Here is a 16018-nt window from a genome sequence, read left to right on the forward strand (position 1 = left end):
CGTATGGGAGTACCGTCTGCGCCTTGAAACGAACCCAAGCCCGGCGTCATGCGGGGCCAATGTTTTCGCCAATCATCCTGGCGACCCCGCCTGGTAGGAACATGCATAAACCAAGCGCGACGCTGCTGATCATAGATGACGACGATGTGGTTCGAGCCAGTCTGGCTGCCTATCTGGATGACAGTGGTTTTCGTGTCTTGCAGGCCGGCAATGGCCCGCAGGGCATGGAGCTCTTCGAGTCGGAGCAGCCCGATCTGGTGATCTGCGATCTGCGCATGCCGCAGATGGATGGCCTTGAGCTGATCCGTCAGATCAGTGAGCGCCAGCTCGACCTCCCCGTGATCGTGGTTTCCGGTGCCGGCGTGATGAGCGACGCGGTGGAGGCCCTGCGCTTGGGCGCTGCCGACTACCTGATCAAGCCACTCGAAGACTTGGCAATGCTCGAGCATTCGGTGCGTCGTGCGCTGGATCGTTCGCGCTTGCGGCTAGAGAATCGTCGTTACCGCGAGCAGCTGGAGACGGCCAATCGCGATCTGCAAGCCAGCCTGCACCTGTTGCAGGAAGATCAGGACGCCGGTCGTCAAGTGCAGATGAACATGCTGCCGGTGACGCCCTGGAGCGTCGATGGCTTCGATTTCGCCCACCAGATCATCCCATCGTTGTACCTGTCCGGTGACTTCGTCGACTATTTCCGCGTGGATGAGCGGCGCATCGGTTTCTACCTGGCCGATGTTTCCGGCCATGGTGCCTCCTCGGCGTTCGTGACCGTACTGCTCAAGTTCATGACGACCCGCCTGCTGTACGAGTCGCGCCGTGGCGGCACGCTGCGCGAGTTCAAACCGTCGGAAGTGCTAGATCACATCAACCGCGGGCTGATCAATTGCAAGCTGGGCAAGCACGTGACCATGCTGGGCGGCGTTATCGATCAGGAGCATGACGTGCTGCACTACAGCATTGGCGGTCATCTGCCTATGCCGGTGCTGTACACGGGAGAGGGGGCGCACTATCTCGAAGGGCGTGGGTTGCCGGTCGGGTTGTTCGTCGAGGCGACCTATCAGAATTTCGAGCTGAAGCTGCCCGAGACCTTCAGCTTGACCTTGCTCTCCGACGGCATTCTGGACCTTTTGCCCGGCGACACACTCAAAGAAAAAGAGTCCGCGCTGCCCGGTCTGATTACCGATGCCGGTGGCACGCTGGATGGATTACGTCGAGTCTTCGGGTTGGCCGAGCTGGCTGACATGCCCGACGATATCGCCTTGCTGGTGTTGAGCAGGAACCTTGCATGAGTACTGGTAGAATCCAGTTCGCCGAGATGGATGGCACCTTTGTTCTGAAGTTCATAGGTGAAATCCGTTTGACGCTCTGTTCGGCGCTGGATGCAACGATCGAGAAGATCTTCTCGTCGCGCAATTTTTCTTCGATTGTCATTGATCTGACCGAAAGCCGAAGCATTGACAGCACCACCTTGGGCCTCTTGGCCAAGCTGTCGATACTGTCGCGGCAGAAGGTGGGTATGTTGCCGACGCTGGTCACCACCCACCCGGACATCACCCGGCTGTTGCAGTCTATGGGCTTCGATCAGGTGTTCAATATCGTCGATACGCCGTTGCCTTGCCCGGAATGCCTGGCCGATCTGCCATCGCAGGATCAGTCCGAAGAGGTGGTGAAGGCCAAGGTGCTCGAGGCTCACCGCATCCTGATGAGCCTCAACGAATCCAACCGCGAGGCCTTCCATGACCTCGTCACCGCATTGGAGCGGTCCTGATCAGGCCAGCTTGGCAAGCAGGGCTTCGAGTTTCTCCTGGTCCCGCGCGAACTGACGGATGCCTTCGGCAAGCTTTTCGGTCGCCATCGCATCCTCGTTCAGGCCCCAGCGGAAGCTCTTTTCATCCAGACTGATACGCGCTTCTGACTCGCGGCCGGGCTGCAGTTTGCGTTCCAGCGCGCCGCTGGCTGCGGCCAGGTCGCCGAGCAGTTCCGGGCTGATGGTCAGCCGGTCGCAACCGGCCAGTGCCTCGATCTGTCCGACATTGCGGAAGCTCGCGCCCATCACTACCGTCTTGTATCCGTGAGCCTTGTAGTAGTCGTAGATGCGGCTGACCGATTGCACGCCCGGATCTTCCGCGCCTTGGTAATCACGACCTTCGTGCTTCTTGTACCAGTCATAGATGCGGCCAACGAACGGTGAAATCAGGAACACACCGGCCTCGGCGCATGCCACGGCCTGGGTGAAGGAGAACAGCAGGGTAAGGTTGGTCTGGATGCCGGCTTTCTCCAGCTGTTCGGCTGCGCGGATGCCTTCCCAGGTCGAAGCGATCTTGATCAGAACGCGCTCGCGGCTAATGCCAGCCTGCTCGTAAAGGCCGATCAGGCGCTCACCACGCTGGACCATGGCTTGAGTGTCGAACGACAATCGCGCGTCGACCTCGGTGGAGATGCGCCCGGGGATCAGTTCCAGAATCTGCTTGCCTACCGCGACGGCGAACAGGTCGCACGCCAGACCGATGTCGCCGTGGCACTGCTTCATCGCGTTCGCCAGGTCATCGGCATAACGCGGCATGGCCGCTGCCTTGAGCAGCAGTGAAGGATTGGTGGTGGCGTCCACCGGTTTCAGGCGAGCAATGGCGTCGATGTCGCCTGTATCGGCGACGACAGTGGTGAACTGCTTGAGTTGTTCCAGCTTGGAAGTCATGTAAGAGGGGCTCCGTCCTGTGAGTGGCATGACCTTACCCGAGCCAGTCAGCCCGCTCAACGAGCGGGTGGACCCGGATGCGCCTGGCCTTTGATTCAGATGCCGGGGTTGCGTTCCTTGAACGTGGAGCGTCAGTGCCCTTCGAGCAGCGCCACCGCCTGATCGAGCAGCGCAAGGGGGTTGCTCGTCTTGTGGATGTCCACCGAGAGCAGCTGGCGGAAGCGCCGCGCGCCGGGAAAGCCCTGGCCCAAACCGAGCACATGACGGGTGATGTGATGCATCGCGCCACCGTCGCTCAAGTGGCGCTCAATGTAGGGTCGCATATTGCGTAGTGCCTGTGCCCGGCTGATCACCGGCGCTTCACTACCGAACAGCTCCCGGTCGACGCGGGCCAGCAGATAGGGGTTGTGGTAGGCCTCGCGCCCTAGCATGACGCCATCGAAGGTTTGCAGGTGCGCGCGACACTCGTCCAGCGTCTTGATGCCGCCGTTCAGGATGATCTCGAGGTCCGGGAAGTCCTTTTTCAGCTGCGCGGCGATGTCGTAACGCAATGGCGGCACCTCACGGTTCTGCTTCGGTGACAGCCCTTCGAGGATGGCTATGCGCGCGTGCACGGTGAAACTGCGGCATCCGGCGTCGCGTACCTGACCGACGAAATCGCACAGCTCGGCATAGCTGTCGCGTCCATTGATACCGATGCGATGCTTGACGGTGACCTCGATATCCACTGCATCGCGCATTGCCTTTACGCAATCGGCTACCAGTGACGGGTGGCCCATCAGGCAGGCGCCGATCATGTTGTTCTGCACCCGATCGCTGGGGCAGCCGACGTTGAGGTTAACCTCGTCATAACCCGTGGCTTCGGCGAGCTTGGCGCAGGCTGCCAGATCGCTCGGCACGCTGCCGCCGAGCTGCAGCGCCAGCGGGTGTTCACACTCGTCGTGGCCCAAGAAGCGCGAGGCGTCGCCATGCAGCAGCGCGCCGGTCGTCACCATCTCGGTGTAGAGCAGGGTGTGCTGCGACAACTGCCGGGCAAAGTAGCGAAAGCGGCGGTCCGTCCAGTCCATCATGGGTGCGACGGAGAACTTTCTACTTGCAACAGACTGATTCGAACGAGGACTTTGCACTATCGGGCCGGATAACTTGGAGAGTCGGTGCAGGCGCACACGAGCGGTAAATGGGGGCGGCATTATACAGGATGCTGCCCATGGGCCAGCCCGGCTCGCAAGCCTGTCGTCCGGTCCGGATCAGCGGCGGCTGCCTTTTCCAGGTGCCCGTCTTGCGGTCCGCCAAAAACCGTGCGGTCACCGAACGACGGGGTGTCCTTCGTTGGTCGAATCTCCTATGCTCGAACGAAGCGATAGTCTTGACGAAGATCAAGCCTGAGCATGCATGTGCGTGGCAGGAATCGCCGCCGGCGTCGTTGACGATGGACCGGCCGACTATAAGAACAATGCGAGTGCCTGGTGATGGAACGACTGCTGAACGAGAAAAGCAGGATCTTCGAGCATGCTGATCCGCATGCCGTTTCGGACTACGTCAATCAGCACGTGGGGGCGCACTGCATCCAGCTGCCGCGCACCGACAGTCCGCAAGCCAGCCTCAGTCATTGCAAGTTCGGCAAGCTTGACCTGTGCCAGATCAGTTATGGCGGCAGCGTTCACGTCACTTCGCCGGCGCTCGAGACCATCTACCACCTGCAGCTGCTGCAGCGCGGCCATTGCCTGTGGCGCGGTCGGGGCCAGGAGCACTATTTCACCCCCGGCGAGCTGCTGCTGATCAATCCGGACGATCCGGTCGACCTGACCTATTCGGATGACTGCGAGAAGCTCATCGTCAAGCTGCCGGCTTCCTTTCTGGAGAAGGCCTGTAGCGAGAACCAGTGGCAGGCTCCGGCGGAGGGGATTCGCTTCGGCAGCAACCGACACGCGCTCAGCGAACTCGATGGGTTTGGCAGCCTGCTTGGATTGATCTGCCAAGAGGCGGGCTCTGAGCAGAGCATTCCGCAGATTCAGGAACAGTACAGCCGCATCATCGCCAGCAAGCTGCTCTGCAGCCTGGCCAGCAACATCCGCCGCGATCCGTTTGGCGACAGTTGCCCGTCCTTCGGGCGGATTGCCGACTATATAGATGAGCATCTGAAGCGTGACATTTCTGTCGAACAGCTGGCCGAGCTGGCCAACATGAGCCTGCGCTCGCTCTATCTGTTGTTCGAGCGCAAGGTCGGCACCACGCCGAAGTCCTATATCCGCCAGCGCAAGCTAGAGCAGATCCATGGCCGGCTAAGCGATCCTTCGGCCAAGGTGCGCAACATCACCGAAATCGCCATGGACTACGGCTTCATGCACCTGGGGCGTTTCTCGGAAAGCTACAAGAGCACCTTCGGCGAGCTACCTTCGGATACGTTGCGCCGCCATCACTGAGTCCCCTTGAGTCGCTGCCGGTCCGACGGAAGCGGCTCTTTTTTCCTTCCCTGCCTCTGCGCATTCGCTGCTCGTCACCCCGTGTGATGCGCGGGTGTGTTCCTGCGTGCCTGCGTCAATCTGTCCGCTTTCGCTTTGCAGAAAACGGATAAAGGTCCTGCAGGAAACGGATATTGATCCCTCTCCCCGCGCCGTAGCCTTCATCACGTAGACACAATAACAATGGAGGCCCCGGCCATGTCCCTGGGATTCGACTACCTTGATTCGCTGCTAGAAGAAGATAAAGAGAAGGGCGTCTTTCGTTGCAAGCGCGAGATGTTCACCGACCCGCGGTTGTTCGATCTGGAGATGAAACACATCTTCGAGGGCAACTGGCTGTAATCGCTCACGAGAGTCAGATCCCCGAGAAGAACGACTACTACACCACCCAGATGGGTCGTCAGCCGATCTTCATCGCCCGCAACAAGGATGGCGAGCTCAACGCCTTCATCAATGCCTGCAGTCATCGCAGTGCCATGCTGTGCCGCTTCAAGAGCGGCAACAAGGCGACCTATACCTGTCCATTCCATGGCTGGACGTTCAATAACTCGGGCAAGCTGCTGAAGGTCAAGGACCCGAAGGAAGCTGGCTACCCGGATAGCTTCAACTGCGACGGCTCCCACGACCTGAAGAAGGTCGCGCGCTTCGAGTCCTACCGCGGCTTCCTGTTCGGCCGCCTGCGTGAAGACGTCGCGCCACTGGAGGACTTCCTCGGCGAGTCGAAGAAGATCATCGACATGGTGGTCGACCAGTCGCCCGATGGCATCGAAGTCTTGCGCGGCTCGTCCACCTATGTCTACGAAGGCAACTGGAACCTGCAGGCCGAAAACGGTGCGGACGGCTACCACGTCACCGCCGTGCACTGGAACTACGCCGCCACCCAGCAGCACCGCAAGCTGAAAGAGGCCGGTGACGACATCCGCGCGATGAGCGCCGGTGGCTGGGGCAAGAAGGGCGGTGGTTTCTACTCCTTCGAGAACGGTCACCTGCTTCTCTGGACCCGCTGGGACAACCCGGAAGACCGCCCGCTTTATGCGCGCCGTGACGAGATGATCGCCGAGGTCGGCCAGGCTCGCACCGACTGGATGATCGAGAATTCGCGCAACCTCTGCCTCTACCCGAACCTGTATCTGATGGACCAGTTCGGCTCGCAGCTGCGCATCGCCAAGCCGATCTCCGTCGACAGGACCGAAGTCACCATCTACTGCATCGCCCCCAAGGGCGAAAGCGCCGAAGCCCGCGCCCGCCGCATCCGCCAGTACGAAGACTTCTTCAACGTCAGCGGCATGGCCACGCCGGATGACCTCGAAGAGTTCCGCGCCTGCCAGCAGGGCTTTGCCGGCCGGGCGATGGAATGGAACGACATGTCCCGCGGTGCCAAGCACTGGATCGATGGCGCCGATGAGGGCGCGCAGGAGATCGACCTGCATCCGCTGATGAGCGGCGTGCGCACCGAGGATGAAGGCCTGTTCGTGCTGCAGCACCACTACTGGCAGCAACAGATGATCAAGGCGGTGCAGCAAGAGCAGGACCAGCTGATCCACGTGGAGGGCGCGTGATGACTCTCTCCTACGAAACCGCGCGCGACTTCCTCTACCGCGAAGCGCGCTATCTGGATGACAAGGACTGGGACGCCTGGCTCGAACTCTATGCGCCGGACGCCACCTTCTGGATGCCGGCCTGGGATGACCGCGACCAGCTGACCCAGGACCCGATGAGCGAAATTTCGCTGATCTGGTACGGCAACCGCAGCGGCCTCGAAGACCGGGTGTTCCGCATCCGCACCGAGCGCTCCAGCGCAACCATTCCGGACACCCGGACGAGCCACAACATCAGCAACCTAGAGTTGCTCGAGCAGGCCGACGGCGTCTGCAAGCTGCGCTTCAACTGGCACACGATGAGCTTTCGCTACAAGACGGTCGACCACTTCTACGGCACCAGCTTCTACACCCTTGATACGCGCGGCGAGAACCCGCTGATTAGGGCCAAGAAAGTCGTGCTGAAGAACGACTACATCCGCCAGATGATCGACGTGTACCACCTCTGAGGGCGCCGCCATGACTCACAAGATCGCATTGAACTTCGAAGACGGCGTCACCCGTTTCATCGACGCCAACTTAGGCGAAACCGTCGCCGATGCCGCTTACCGCCAGGGCATCAACGTGCCGCTGGATTGCCGTGACGGCGCCTGCGGGGCCTGCAAATGCTTCGCCGAGAGCGGCCGCTACGACCTCGGCGAGGAATACATCGAGGATGCGTTGAGCGAAGCCGAAGCCGAGCAGGGCTACGTATTGACCTGCCAGATGCGCGCCGAGAGCGACTGCGTGATTCGTGTGCCGGCCGCTTCTGACATCTGCAAAACCCAGCAGGCCAACTACCAGGCTGCGATCAGCAATGTGCGCCAGCTCTCCGAGAGCACCATTGCGCTGTCGATCAAGGGCGAATCGCTGAACCAGCTGGCGTTCCTGCCCGGGCAGTACGTCAATCTGCAGGTGCCTGGCAGCGATCAGACCCGCGCCTACTCCTTCAGCTCGCTGCAAAAGGATGGCGAGGTCAGCTTCCTGATCCGCAACGTGCCGGGCGGGCTGATGAGCAGCTTTCTGACCAACCTTGCCAAGGCTGGCGACAGCGTCAACCTGGCCGGGCCGCTCGGCGCCTTCTATCTGCGCGAGATCAAGCGGCCATTGTTATTGCTGGCCGGCGGCACCGGCCTCGCGCCGTTCACCGCAATGCTGGAGAAGATCGCCGAGCAGGGTAGCGAGCATCCGCTGCACCTGATCTACGGCGTCACCCACGACCACGATCTGGTGGAGATGGAGAAGCTCGAGGCCTTCGCTGCGCGCATCCCTAACTTCACTTACAGCGCCTGCGTCGCCAGCCCGGACAGCGCCTATCCGCAGAAGGGCTACGTGACCCAGCACATCGAGCCCAGGCACCTCAACGACGGTGAAGTGGACATCTACCTCTGCGGCCCGCCTCCGATGGTCGAGGCGGTCAGCGGCTTCATCCGTGAGCAAGGGCTGGAGCCTGCGAATTTCTACTACGAGAAGTTTGCCGCCAGCGCCTGAGGGCAAGGTGGGCAAGGTTTTTTTTGTAGGAGCGAGAGAGGCGCTGAGCCCTTGCTCGCGAATGGGCCGGCACGCCGCCAACCGTCTGGATCACCGCACCAAAGAGCTTCGCGAGCAAGCTCGCTCCTACAAGGCTGGGTGCGCTGGCTTCGAGCAAGTTGAGGAAAGGTAGATGAACACACGTTTTCAGAACAAGGTCGCCGTCATCACCGGCGCGGCCCAGGGCATCGGCCGCCGCGTGGGCGAGCGCATGGGCGAAGAGGGTGGCAGGCTGTTGCTGGTCGACCGCTCCGAACTGGTCCACGAACTGGCCGATGAGCTGGGGGCGACGGGCGTCGAGGTGCTGACGCTCACCGCCGATCTCGAGCAATTTGCCGACTGCCATCGCGTCATGAACGCGGCGAAGGCGCGCTTCGGCCGCCTCGATATCTTGGTCAACAACGTCGGCGGCACCATCTGGGCCAAGCCCTTCGAGCATTACCAGGAACACGAGATCGAGGCCGAAGTGCGCCGCTCGCTGTTTCCCACGCTGTGGTGCTGCCACGCCGCGCTGCCGCACATGCTGGAGCAGGGCGCGGGCGCCATCGTCAACGTCTCTTCGATTGCCACGCGCAGCCTGAATCGCGTGCCCTATGGCGCGGCCAAGGGCGGGGTGAATGCGTTGACTGCGTGCCTGGCCTTCGAGAACGCCGAGCGCGGCATTCGCGTCAACGCCACCGCGCCGGGCGGCACCGAGGCGCCGCCGCGGCGCATTCCGCGCAACAGTGCCGAGCAGACTGAGCAGGAAAAGCTCTGGTACCAGCAGATCGTCGATCAGACCGTCGATTCATCGCTGATGAAGCGCTACGGGACGATCGACGAGCAGACCGGCGCGATCCTTTTCCTGGCATCGGACGACGCGTCCTACATCACCGGCGTGACCCTGCCGGTGGGTGGTGGCGATCTCGGCTGAATCACATAGACCGGCCTGACCGGACAACGCCAAGGCACCTCGGCGGCGCGGTGATTCACCGCTGCGGCCGACCGCGACTAACAAAAACAATAGAGAGTCTTGCCATGCGAAAAGTAGGTGTTCACGAAATCATCGATAACGCGCGCTTCAGCCGCTTCCATTGGCTCGTCGTGTGCCTCTGCGCACTGCTGCTGATCTTCGACGGCTACGACCTGTTCATCTATGGCGTAGTGCTGCCGGTGATCATGAAGGAATGGGGGCTGACCCCGCTGGAAGCTGGTGCGCTGGGTAGTTACGCGCTGTTCGGGATGATGTTCGGCGCGTTGGTCTTCGGCACCCTGGCTGACCGCATCGGTCGCAAGAAAGGCATTGCCATCTGCTTCGTGCTGTTCAGCGGCGCCACCGTGCTCAACGGCTTCGCCAGCACACCGACTGAGTTCGGCATCTTCCGCTTTCTCGCCGGCCTCGGCTGCGGCGGGTTGATGCCCAACGTGGTGGCGCTGATGAACGAATACGCGCCGAAGAAGCTGCGCAGCACGCTGGTGGCGGTCATGTTCAGCGGCTACTCGCTGGGCGGCATGCTGTCGGCCGGCCTCGGAATCTACATGCTGCCGCGCTTCGGCTGGGAAGCGATGTTCTTCGCCGCCGCGGTGCCGCTGCTGTTGTTGCCGGTGATCCTCTGGTATCTGCCGGAGTCGGTGGGTTTCCTCGTCCGCCAGGGCCGCGGTGAGCAGGCCCGTGCGTTGCTGAACAAGGTCGACCCAAGTCGCCAGCTGACAGCGGACGATGAGCTGGTGATGACCGATGTGAAGGGCAAGAGCGCTTCGGTGCTGGAGCTGTTTCGCGACGGCCGTGGCGTGCGCACCTTCTCCCTGTGGCTGGCGTTCTTCTGCTGCCTGCTGATGGTTTACGCGCTGGGTTCATGGCTGCCGAAACTGATGGCCAACGCGGGTTACAGCCTGGGCTCCAGCCTGTCGTTCCTGCTGGCACTGAATTTCGGGGGAATGGCTGGCGCGATTCTCGGCGGCTGGCTGGGCGATCGCTACAACCTGTCCAAGGTAGTGGTGGTGTTCTTCGCCGTGTCGGTGGCCTCGATCAGCCTGCTTGGCTTCAAGACCCCGATGCCGGTGCTGTACACCCTGATCTTCATCGCCGGCGCCACGGTGATCGGCACGCAGATCCTGCTGTACGCGACCGCTGCACAGTTCTATGGCCTGTCGATCCGCTCCACCGGGCTTGGCTGGGCCTCGGGAATTGGCCGCAACGGCGCCATCGTCGGCCCGCTGCTGGGTGGTGCGTTGCTGGGCATCAACCTGCCGCTGCAGCTCAACTTCATGGCCTTCGCCGTGCCGGGCGTCGTCGCCGCACTGGCCATGACCGCCTTCGCCATCTCCAGCAAGCGCAGCCCGGAAGCCGCACCAGTCGTGCTGTCGGCGGCCAAGGCGTGAACCCTGACATTGGTAAATCGGAAATCGATATGAGCCCCATCCTGATCGAAAGCATCCAGGCAATCGTCGTCGACCTGCCGACCATCCGCCCGCACAAGCTGGCGATGCACACCATGCAGCAACAGACGCTGGTGATCATCCGTGTGCAGTGCAGCGACGGCATCGAAGGTATCGGTGAGTCCACCACCATCGGTGGTCTGGCCTACGGCAACGAGAGCCCAGAAAGCATCAAGCAGAACATCGACAGCCACCTCGGCCCGCTGCTCGTGGGGCAGGATGCGGCGAATATCAACGCCGCCATGCTGCGGCTGGACAAGGCGGCGAAGGGCAACACCTTCGCCAAGTCCGGCCTGGAAAGCGCGCTGCTGGATGCCCAGGGCAAGCGCTTCGGGCTGCCGGTCAGCGAGCTGCTCGGCGGCCGCGTGCGCGACAGCCTGGAAGTCGCCTGGACCCTGGCCAGCGGTGACACAGCGAGTGACATCGAGGAGGCCGAGCGCATGCTCGATATCCGCCGCCATCGCATCTTCAAGCTGAAGATCGGCGCTGGCGAAGTGAATGCCGACCTCAAGCACGTCATCGCCATCAAGCAGGCCCTTGGCGAGCGCGCCAGTGTGCGCGTCGATGTCAATCAGGCATGGGACGAGTCGGTGGCGCTGCGTGCCTGCCGCATCCTCGGCGACAACGGTATCGACCTGATCGAACAGCCGATCTCGCGGATCAACCGCGGCGGGCAGATTCGCCTGAACCAGCGCAGCCCGGCACCGATCATGGCCGACGAATCCATCGAGAGCGTCGAAGATGCCTTCAGCCTGGCCGCCGACGGCGCCGCAAGCATCTTCGCCCTGAAGATCGCCAAGAACGGCGGCCCGCGTGCCGTATTGCGCACTGCGCAGATGGCCGAGGCAGCCGGTATCGCGCTGTATGGCGGCACCATGCTCGAAGGCGCCATCGGCACCCTGGCCTCGGCGCATGCCTTCGTCACCCTCAATAAGTTGACCTGGGGCACCGAACTGTTCGGCCCGCTGCTGCTCACCGAAGAAATCGTCGCCGAGCCGCCGGTCTACCGCGACTTCCATCTGGAAGTGCCGCGCACGCCGGGCCTTGGCCTGACCCTCGACGAAGAGCGCCTGGCGTTCTTCAGTCGCACGTAACCGGAGGCTGAACTGATGCTGTTCCACGTAAAGATGATCGTAAAACTGCCCGTCGATATGGACCCCGGCAAGGCGTTCAAGCTGAAGGCTGACGAGAAGGAACTGGCCCAGGGCCTGATGCGTGAAGGCAAGTGGCGGCACCTCTGGCGCATCGCCGGCCAGTACGCCAACTACAGCGTGTTCGATGTGGCCAGCGTTCAGGAACTGCACGACACCCTGATGCAGCTCCCGCTGTTCCCCTATATGGAGATCGAGGTCAATCCGCTGTGCCGGCATCCGTCCTCGATTCGTGAAGACGATAGCTGATCGAACCTGAAAAAGGCCGGTGTGCGCCGGCCAATCAACCCGCGTCACCACAACTACAAGACGAGGCCTGAGCCATGACTGTGAAAATCTCCCATTCCCCGGAAATCCAGAAGTTCTTCAAGGAAGCCAGCGGCTTCAACAATGACGAAGGCAGCCGCCGCATGAAGACGGTGGTCAACCGCATCCTGATCGATACCGCGAAGATCATCGAGGATCTGGAAATCACCCAGGATGAGTTCTGGAAAGCGGTGGACTACCTGAATCGTCTGGGCGGCCGCCACGAGGCAGGCCTGCTGGTCGCTGGTCTCGGTCTGGAGCATTTTCTCGATTTGCTGGAGGATGCCAAGGACGAACAGCATGGCCTGACTGGCGGCACGCCGCGCACCATCGAAGGTCCGCTGTATGTGGCCGGCGCGCCGATCGCTCAGGGCGTGACACGCATGGACGACGGCAGCGAGGATGATGTTGCCACGACGATGTTCCTGCAGGGTCGCGTCACCGGCCCGGACGGCAAGCCACTTGCCGGTGCAGTAGTCGACCTGTGGCACGCAAACACCAAGGGCAACTATTCCTACTTCGACAAGAGCCAGTCCGACTACAACCTGCGTCGGCGCATCGTCACCGACGAGAACGGCTGTTACCGCGCGCGCAGCATCGTGCCTTCCGGCTATGGCTGCTCGCCCGACGGTCCGACCCAGGAGGTGCTCGACACCCTCGGCCGCCACGGCCAGCGTCCGGCGCACATCCATTTCTTCATCTCCGCGCCGGGCTATCGCCATCTGACTACCCAGATCAACCTGGCCGGCGACAAGTACTTGTGGGACGACTTCGCTTACGCAACTCGCGACGGGCTGGTCGGTGACATTCACTTCATTGATGAAGCCGAGGCCGCACGCAACCGCGGTGTGCAAGGCCGCTTCGCCGAGGTCGACTTCGACTTCCAGCTGCAGAAAGCGCCCGCGCCGAATGCCGAACAGCGCAGCTCGCGTCCGCGGGCTTTGCAGGAGGCGTAAGGCAGGCATGTCGGCGCCAGCCACGGATGGCTCTGCCGCGCCAACAATTAATGCGGTGCGGCGTGTCCCGCTGCGTTGTCGAGCCACTGAAACGATACACCTACAAAAAGAGCCGTCCGGACACTGTCACGGATAGCCAGGCCTGACTTGCGAGGCTTCATGAAGACGCTACTCAGAGACTGTTCGCTTTCTGCCGTGGTCGCGGGATTCATCGCGACGGTAATCTCGTACGCCGGCCCCCTGGTGATCATCTTCCAGGCAGCCAAGGCGGGTGGGTTGCCCCAAGACGTACTGTCGTCATGGGTCTGGACGATCTCCATCGGCAGCGGCGTGCTCGGCATTCTGCTAAGCCTGCGCTATAAAGTGCCGATCATCATTGCCTGGTCCGCGCCGGGCTCGGCGCTGCTGGTCACCATGCTGCCCGACATCACGCTGAATGAGGCTGTCGGTGCCTATGTCGTCACCAGCGTGGTGGTGCTGTTGGTGGGCCTATCAGGTGCATTCGACCGCATCATCAACCGCCTGCCGGCCGCGATTGCCGCAGGCATGCTCGCGGGGATCCTGTTCCGCTTCGGGACTGGCCTGTTCATCTCCATAAAGGAACAGCCCTGGCTGGTGCTGGCGATGTTCGCCACCTATCTGGCGTTCAAGCGGGCCTTGCCTCGCTACGCGGTGCTCGCGGTGCTGGTTGTCGGCGTAACGATCACCGTCGCCTCTGGCGAATTGCAAAGCGAGGCCCTGGTGATCGGCTTGGCGACGCCGATGTGGATCGCCCCCGAGTTCAGTTGGCAGGTGATGCTGAATATCGCCTTTCCGCTGGTGATGGTGGCGCTGACCGGGCAATTCGTTCCGGGCATGGCTGTTCTGCGCAACGACGGCTACAGCACGCCGGCCAGCCCGTTGATCAGCAGCAGCGCATTGGGTTCGTTGCTGCTGGCGCCCTTCGGTTGCCACGGGCTGAACCTTGCTGCAATCACAGCAGCGATCTGCACGGGCCGGGAAGCTCACGAGAATCCGGCGAAGCGTTACGTTGCGGGCGTATCGGGCGGTGTCTTCTATCTGTTGCTCGGGGTATTCGGCGCGACGCTGGTCTCCATCTTCACCGCATTTCCCCCGGCTCTGATCGCAGCCCTGGCCGGTCTGGCACTACTGGCCGCAATTGGCGGCGCGCTGAGTGCCGCGATGGCAATGCCCGCAGACCGTGAGGCTGCCTTGATCACCTTTCTGGTGACGGCATCCGGTATGTCGTTCCTCGACCTGTCCGCGGCGTTCTGGGGGCTGATCTTCGGCATTGCTGCCCATCTCTTCTTGACGCTTCGCCCCGTAGCGGCAAATCCCGCGGAGGAGCGACAGCCGGCCCGCTGACCTCGATTTTCGCGGCGCGACAACCGAGTAAACCCAACACGTAGTCCTCCCCGGCACCACGCCGGAGAGGTGGCTGCGTGCATCCAGAAAACAACAACAACAAGAGACGAATGCCATGCAGAAACGATCAATCTCGAGACTTGCTCTGACCATTGCTGCCGCTTCCGCCGTGCCGTACGTGCATGCCGAGGCCGGTGGGTTCATCGAGGATGCGACTGCCACGCTACAGGCACGCAACTACTACTTCAGCCGCGACTTCTCGGATATCGAGGGGCCAAATCAGCAGTCGAAGGCGGAGGAGTGGGGGCAGGGATTCATTCTCAACTTCAAGTCCGGCTATACCCACGGCGCGGTTGGGGTAGGCGTCGATGCAATCGGGATGCTGGGAGTAAAGCTCGACAGCAGTCTTGATCGGGCGGGGACGGGGCTCTTGCCGGTGGCTGATGATGGCCGGGGAGCGGATGATTACAGCCGTCTGGGTGCTGCGCTGAAAGTGCGAGTCTCGAGCACTGAATTGCGGATTGGCGAGCTACAGCCAAATCTCCCGGTGTTGACCTTCAGCGACATTCGCCTGCTACCGCCTACTTATCAGGGCGTCAGTTTCGTTTCCAACGAGATCGCCGGCCTTACCTTGCATGGTGGACACCTGCGCTCGACCAGCCTTCGCAATGAAGCGGGTGATGACCGGATGCGTGCGATGCTGGGCCGCACGCCGCAAGCGGGGTTCAGCGATGCATTCAACTATGCTGGCGGCGATTATGCGTTGAATGCCAAGCGGACGTCGCTGAGTGCCTGGTACGCTCAGCTTGAAGACATATATAACCAGCGCTTCCTTGGTCTGAAGCACAGCGAGCCACTGGGCAGCTGGACGCTTGGCGCCAACCTGGGCTTCTATGACTCGCAGGAAGATGGCAGCAAGCTTGCGGGAGAGATTGATAATCGGGCGTTCTATTCGCTGCTATCTGCCAGGCAAGGCGGCCACACATTCTATGTCGGCTACCAGGCAATGTTCGGGGACAGCGCTTTTCCTCGGGTCTTCGCCAACATAACGCCGCTCGGCAACGAGGTGCCAACCTACGAGTTCGCCGAAAAGGATGAGCGTTCCTGGCAGGCGCGGTACGACTACGATTTCGCCGCGGTCGGCGTTCCGGGCCTGGTTGCAACGGTGCGCTATATCTCGAGCGATAACGTCGATACGGATCGGGGCTTCGAGGGTACCGCTCATGAACGCGACCTGGACATCAGCTATACGATTCAGAGCGGTCCGCTGAAGAACGTCGGCATTCGTATCCGCAATGTTGCAGCACGCTCTAACTACCGCAGTGACATTGATGAGAACCGGTTAATCCTCAGCTATACATTGGCGCTGTTCTGAGTAGCAGATCGCCACCTTGGCAGACATAGGAGGGGGCAGCCAGAGAAATCTGGCCTAAGTGGAAATAAACGGTTGACGTTGATTTTCAGGCTCCTATAATGCGCACCACTTCCGGCGCAGTCCTTAAGCAAAATCTCTTGTAAATCAAAAGGTTAGCGAAATAAAAGGGTTGCACGGATGGCGGAT

General features: G+C 61.5%; 14 protein-coding genes and 1 pseudogene. 13 read left to right on the forward strand and 2 right to left on the reverse strand.

Features of this window, described 5'->3' with window-relative positions; genetic code table 11:
* Positions 1 to 101 precede the first annotated feature (101 nt).
* The gene (rssB, locus tag CW305_RS10405) at positions 102 to 1286 is read left to right on the forward strand and encodes a two-component system response regulator RssB (RefSeq protein ID WP_014820050.1); all 1185 of its coding nucleotides are present in this window, start codon (positions 102 to 104) and stop codon (positions 1284 to 1286) included.
* The gene (rssC, locus tag CW305_RS10410; protein WP_003301853.1) at positions 1283 to 1765 is read left to right on the forward strand and encodes an anti-sigma factor antagonist RssC; all 483 of its coding nucleotides are present in this window, start codon (positions 1283 to 1285) and stop codon (positions 1763 to 1765) included. The genes rssB and rssC overlap by 4 nt, the downstream gene beginning before the upstream one ends.
* Here the strand turns inward: rssC and tal are convergent, their stop codons facing one another.
* A complete protein-coding gene (gene tal / locus CW305_RS10415; RefSeq protein ID WP_014820051.1) occupies positions 1766 to 2692 on the reverse strand; it encodes a transaldolase in 927 nt (308 codons plus the stop codon).
* Between the two features lie 131 nt (positions 2693 to 2823).
* On the reverse strand, positions 2824 to 3882 hold the full coding sequence (dusA, locus tag CW305_RS10420) for a tRNA dihydrouridine(20/20a) synthase DusA (protein WP_104097839.1): 1059 nt from the start codon (positions 3880 to 3882) through the stop codon (positions 2824 to 2826).
* Between the two features lie 279 nt (positions 3883 to 4161).
* On the opposite strand from dusA, the gene CW305_RS10425 reads away from it, so the two are divergent.
* The 11 genes and pseudogenes from CW305_RS10425 to CW305_RS10475 all read left to right on the forward strand — a co-directional run bounded on the left by CW305_RS10425 (position 4162) and on the right by CW305_RS10475 (position 15832).
* On the forward strand, positions 4162 to 5115 hold the full coding sequence (locus tag CW305_RS10425; RefSeq protein WP_104097840.1) for an AraC family transcriptional regulator: 954 nt from the start codon (positions 4162 to 4164) through the stop codon (positions 5113 to 5115).
* Between the two features lie 237 nt (positions 5116 to 5352).
* Positions 5353 to 6713 (forward strand): annotated as a pseudogene (gene benA / locus CW305_RS10430) (benzoate 1,2-dioxygenase large subunit).
* Positions 6713 to 7201: a benzoate 1,2-dioxygenase small subunit gene (benB, locus tag CW305_RS10435; protein WP_041013672.1), complete on the forward strand. Its 489-nt coding sequence runs from the start codon at positions 6713 to 6715 to the stop codon at positions 7199 to 7201. Before benA ends, benB begins: the two are co-directional and overlap by 1 nt.
* Positions 7202 to 7211: 10 nt before the next feature.
* Positions 7212 to 8222, forward strand: coding sequence for a benzoate 1,2-dioxygenase electron transfer component BenC (gene benC / locus CW305_RS10440; RefSeq protein ID WP_058065630.1), 1011 nt, complete (start codon positions 7212 to 7214; stop codon positions 8220 to 8222).
* A 172-nt stretch (positions 8223 to 8394) separates the two neighbouring features.
* Positions 8395 to 9174, forward strand: a complete 780-nt coding sequence (locus CW305_RS10445; RefSeq protein WP_104097841.1) for a 1,6-dihydroxycyclohexa-2,4-diene-1-carboxylate dehydrogenase — start codon at positions 8395 to 8397, stop codon at positions 9172 to 9174.
* Positions 9175 to 9278: 104 nt separating this feature from the next.
* Entirely contained in the window at positions 9279 to 10622 is a 1344-nt protein-coding gene (locus CW305_RS10450) for an MFS transporter (RefSeq protein WP_104097842.1), read from the forward strand.
* 29 nt (positions 10623 to 10651) lie between these two features.
* Positions 10652 to 11773: a muconate cycloisomerase family protein gene (locus CW305_RS10455; protein WP_104097843.1), complete on the forward strand. Its 1122-nt coding sequence runs from the start codon at positions 10652 to 10654 to the stop codon at positions 11771 to 11773.
* Positions 11774 to 11788: 15 nt separating this feature from the next.
* A complete protein-coding gene (gene catC, locus CW305_RS10460; RefSeq protein ID WP_023445688.1) occupies positions 11789 to 12079 on the forward strand; it encodes a muconolactone Delta-isomerase in 291 nt (96 codons plus the stop codon).
* 74 nt (positions 12080 to 12153) lie between these two features.
* Positions 12154 to 13092: a catechol 1,2-dioxygenase gene (catA, locus tag CW305_RS10465; RefSeq protein WP_104097844.1), complete on the forward strand. Its 939-nt coding sequence runs from the start codon at positions 12154 to 12156 to the stop codon at positions 13090 to 13092.
* 159 nt (positions 13093 to 13251) lie between these two features.
* A complete protein-coding gene (locus CW305_RS10470) occupies positions 13252 to 14457 on the forward strand; it encodes a benzoate/H(+) symporter BenE family transporter (protein WP_104097845.1) in 1206 nt (401 codons plus the stop codon).
* 115 nt (positions 14458 to 14572) lie between these two features.
* Positions 14573 to 15832 (forward strand): OprD family porin, encoded by a 1260-nt coding sequence (locus CW305_RS10475; protein WP_104097846.1) that lies wholly within the window; start codon positions 14573 to 14575, stop codon positions 15830 to 15832.
* Positions 15833 to 16018 lie beyond the last annotated feature (186 nt).

Origin of the sequence: Stutzerimonas kunmingensis (assembly GCF_002929225.1) — a bacterium.
Taxonomy (GTDB): Bacteria; Pseudomonadota; Gammaproteobacteria; order Pseudomonadales; family Pseudomonadaceae; genus Stutzerimonas.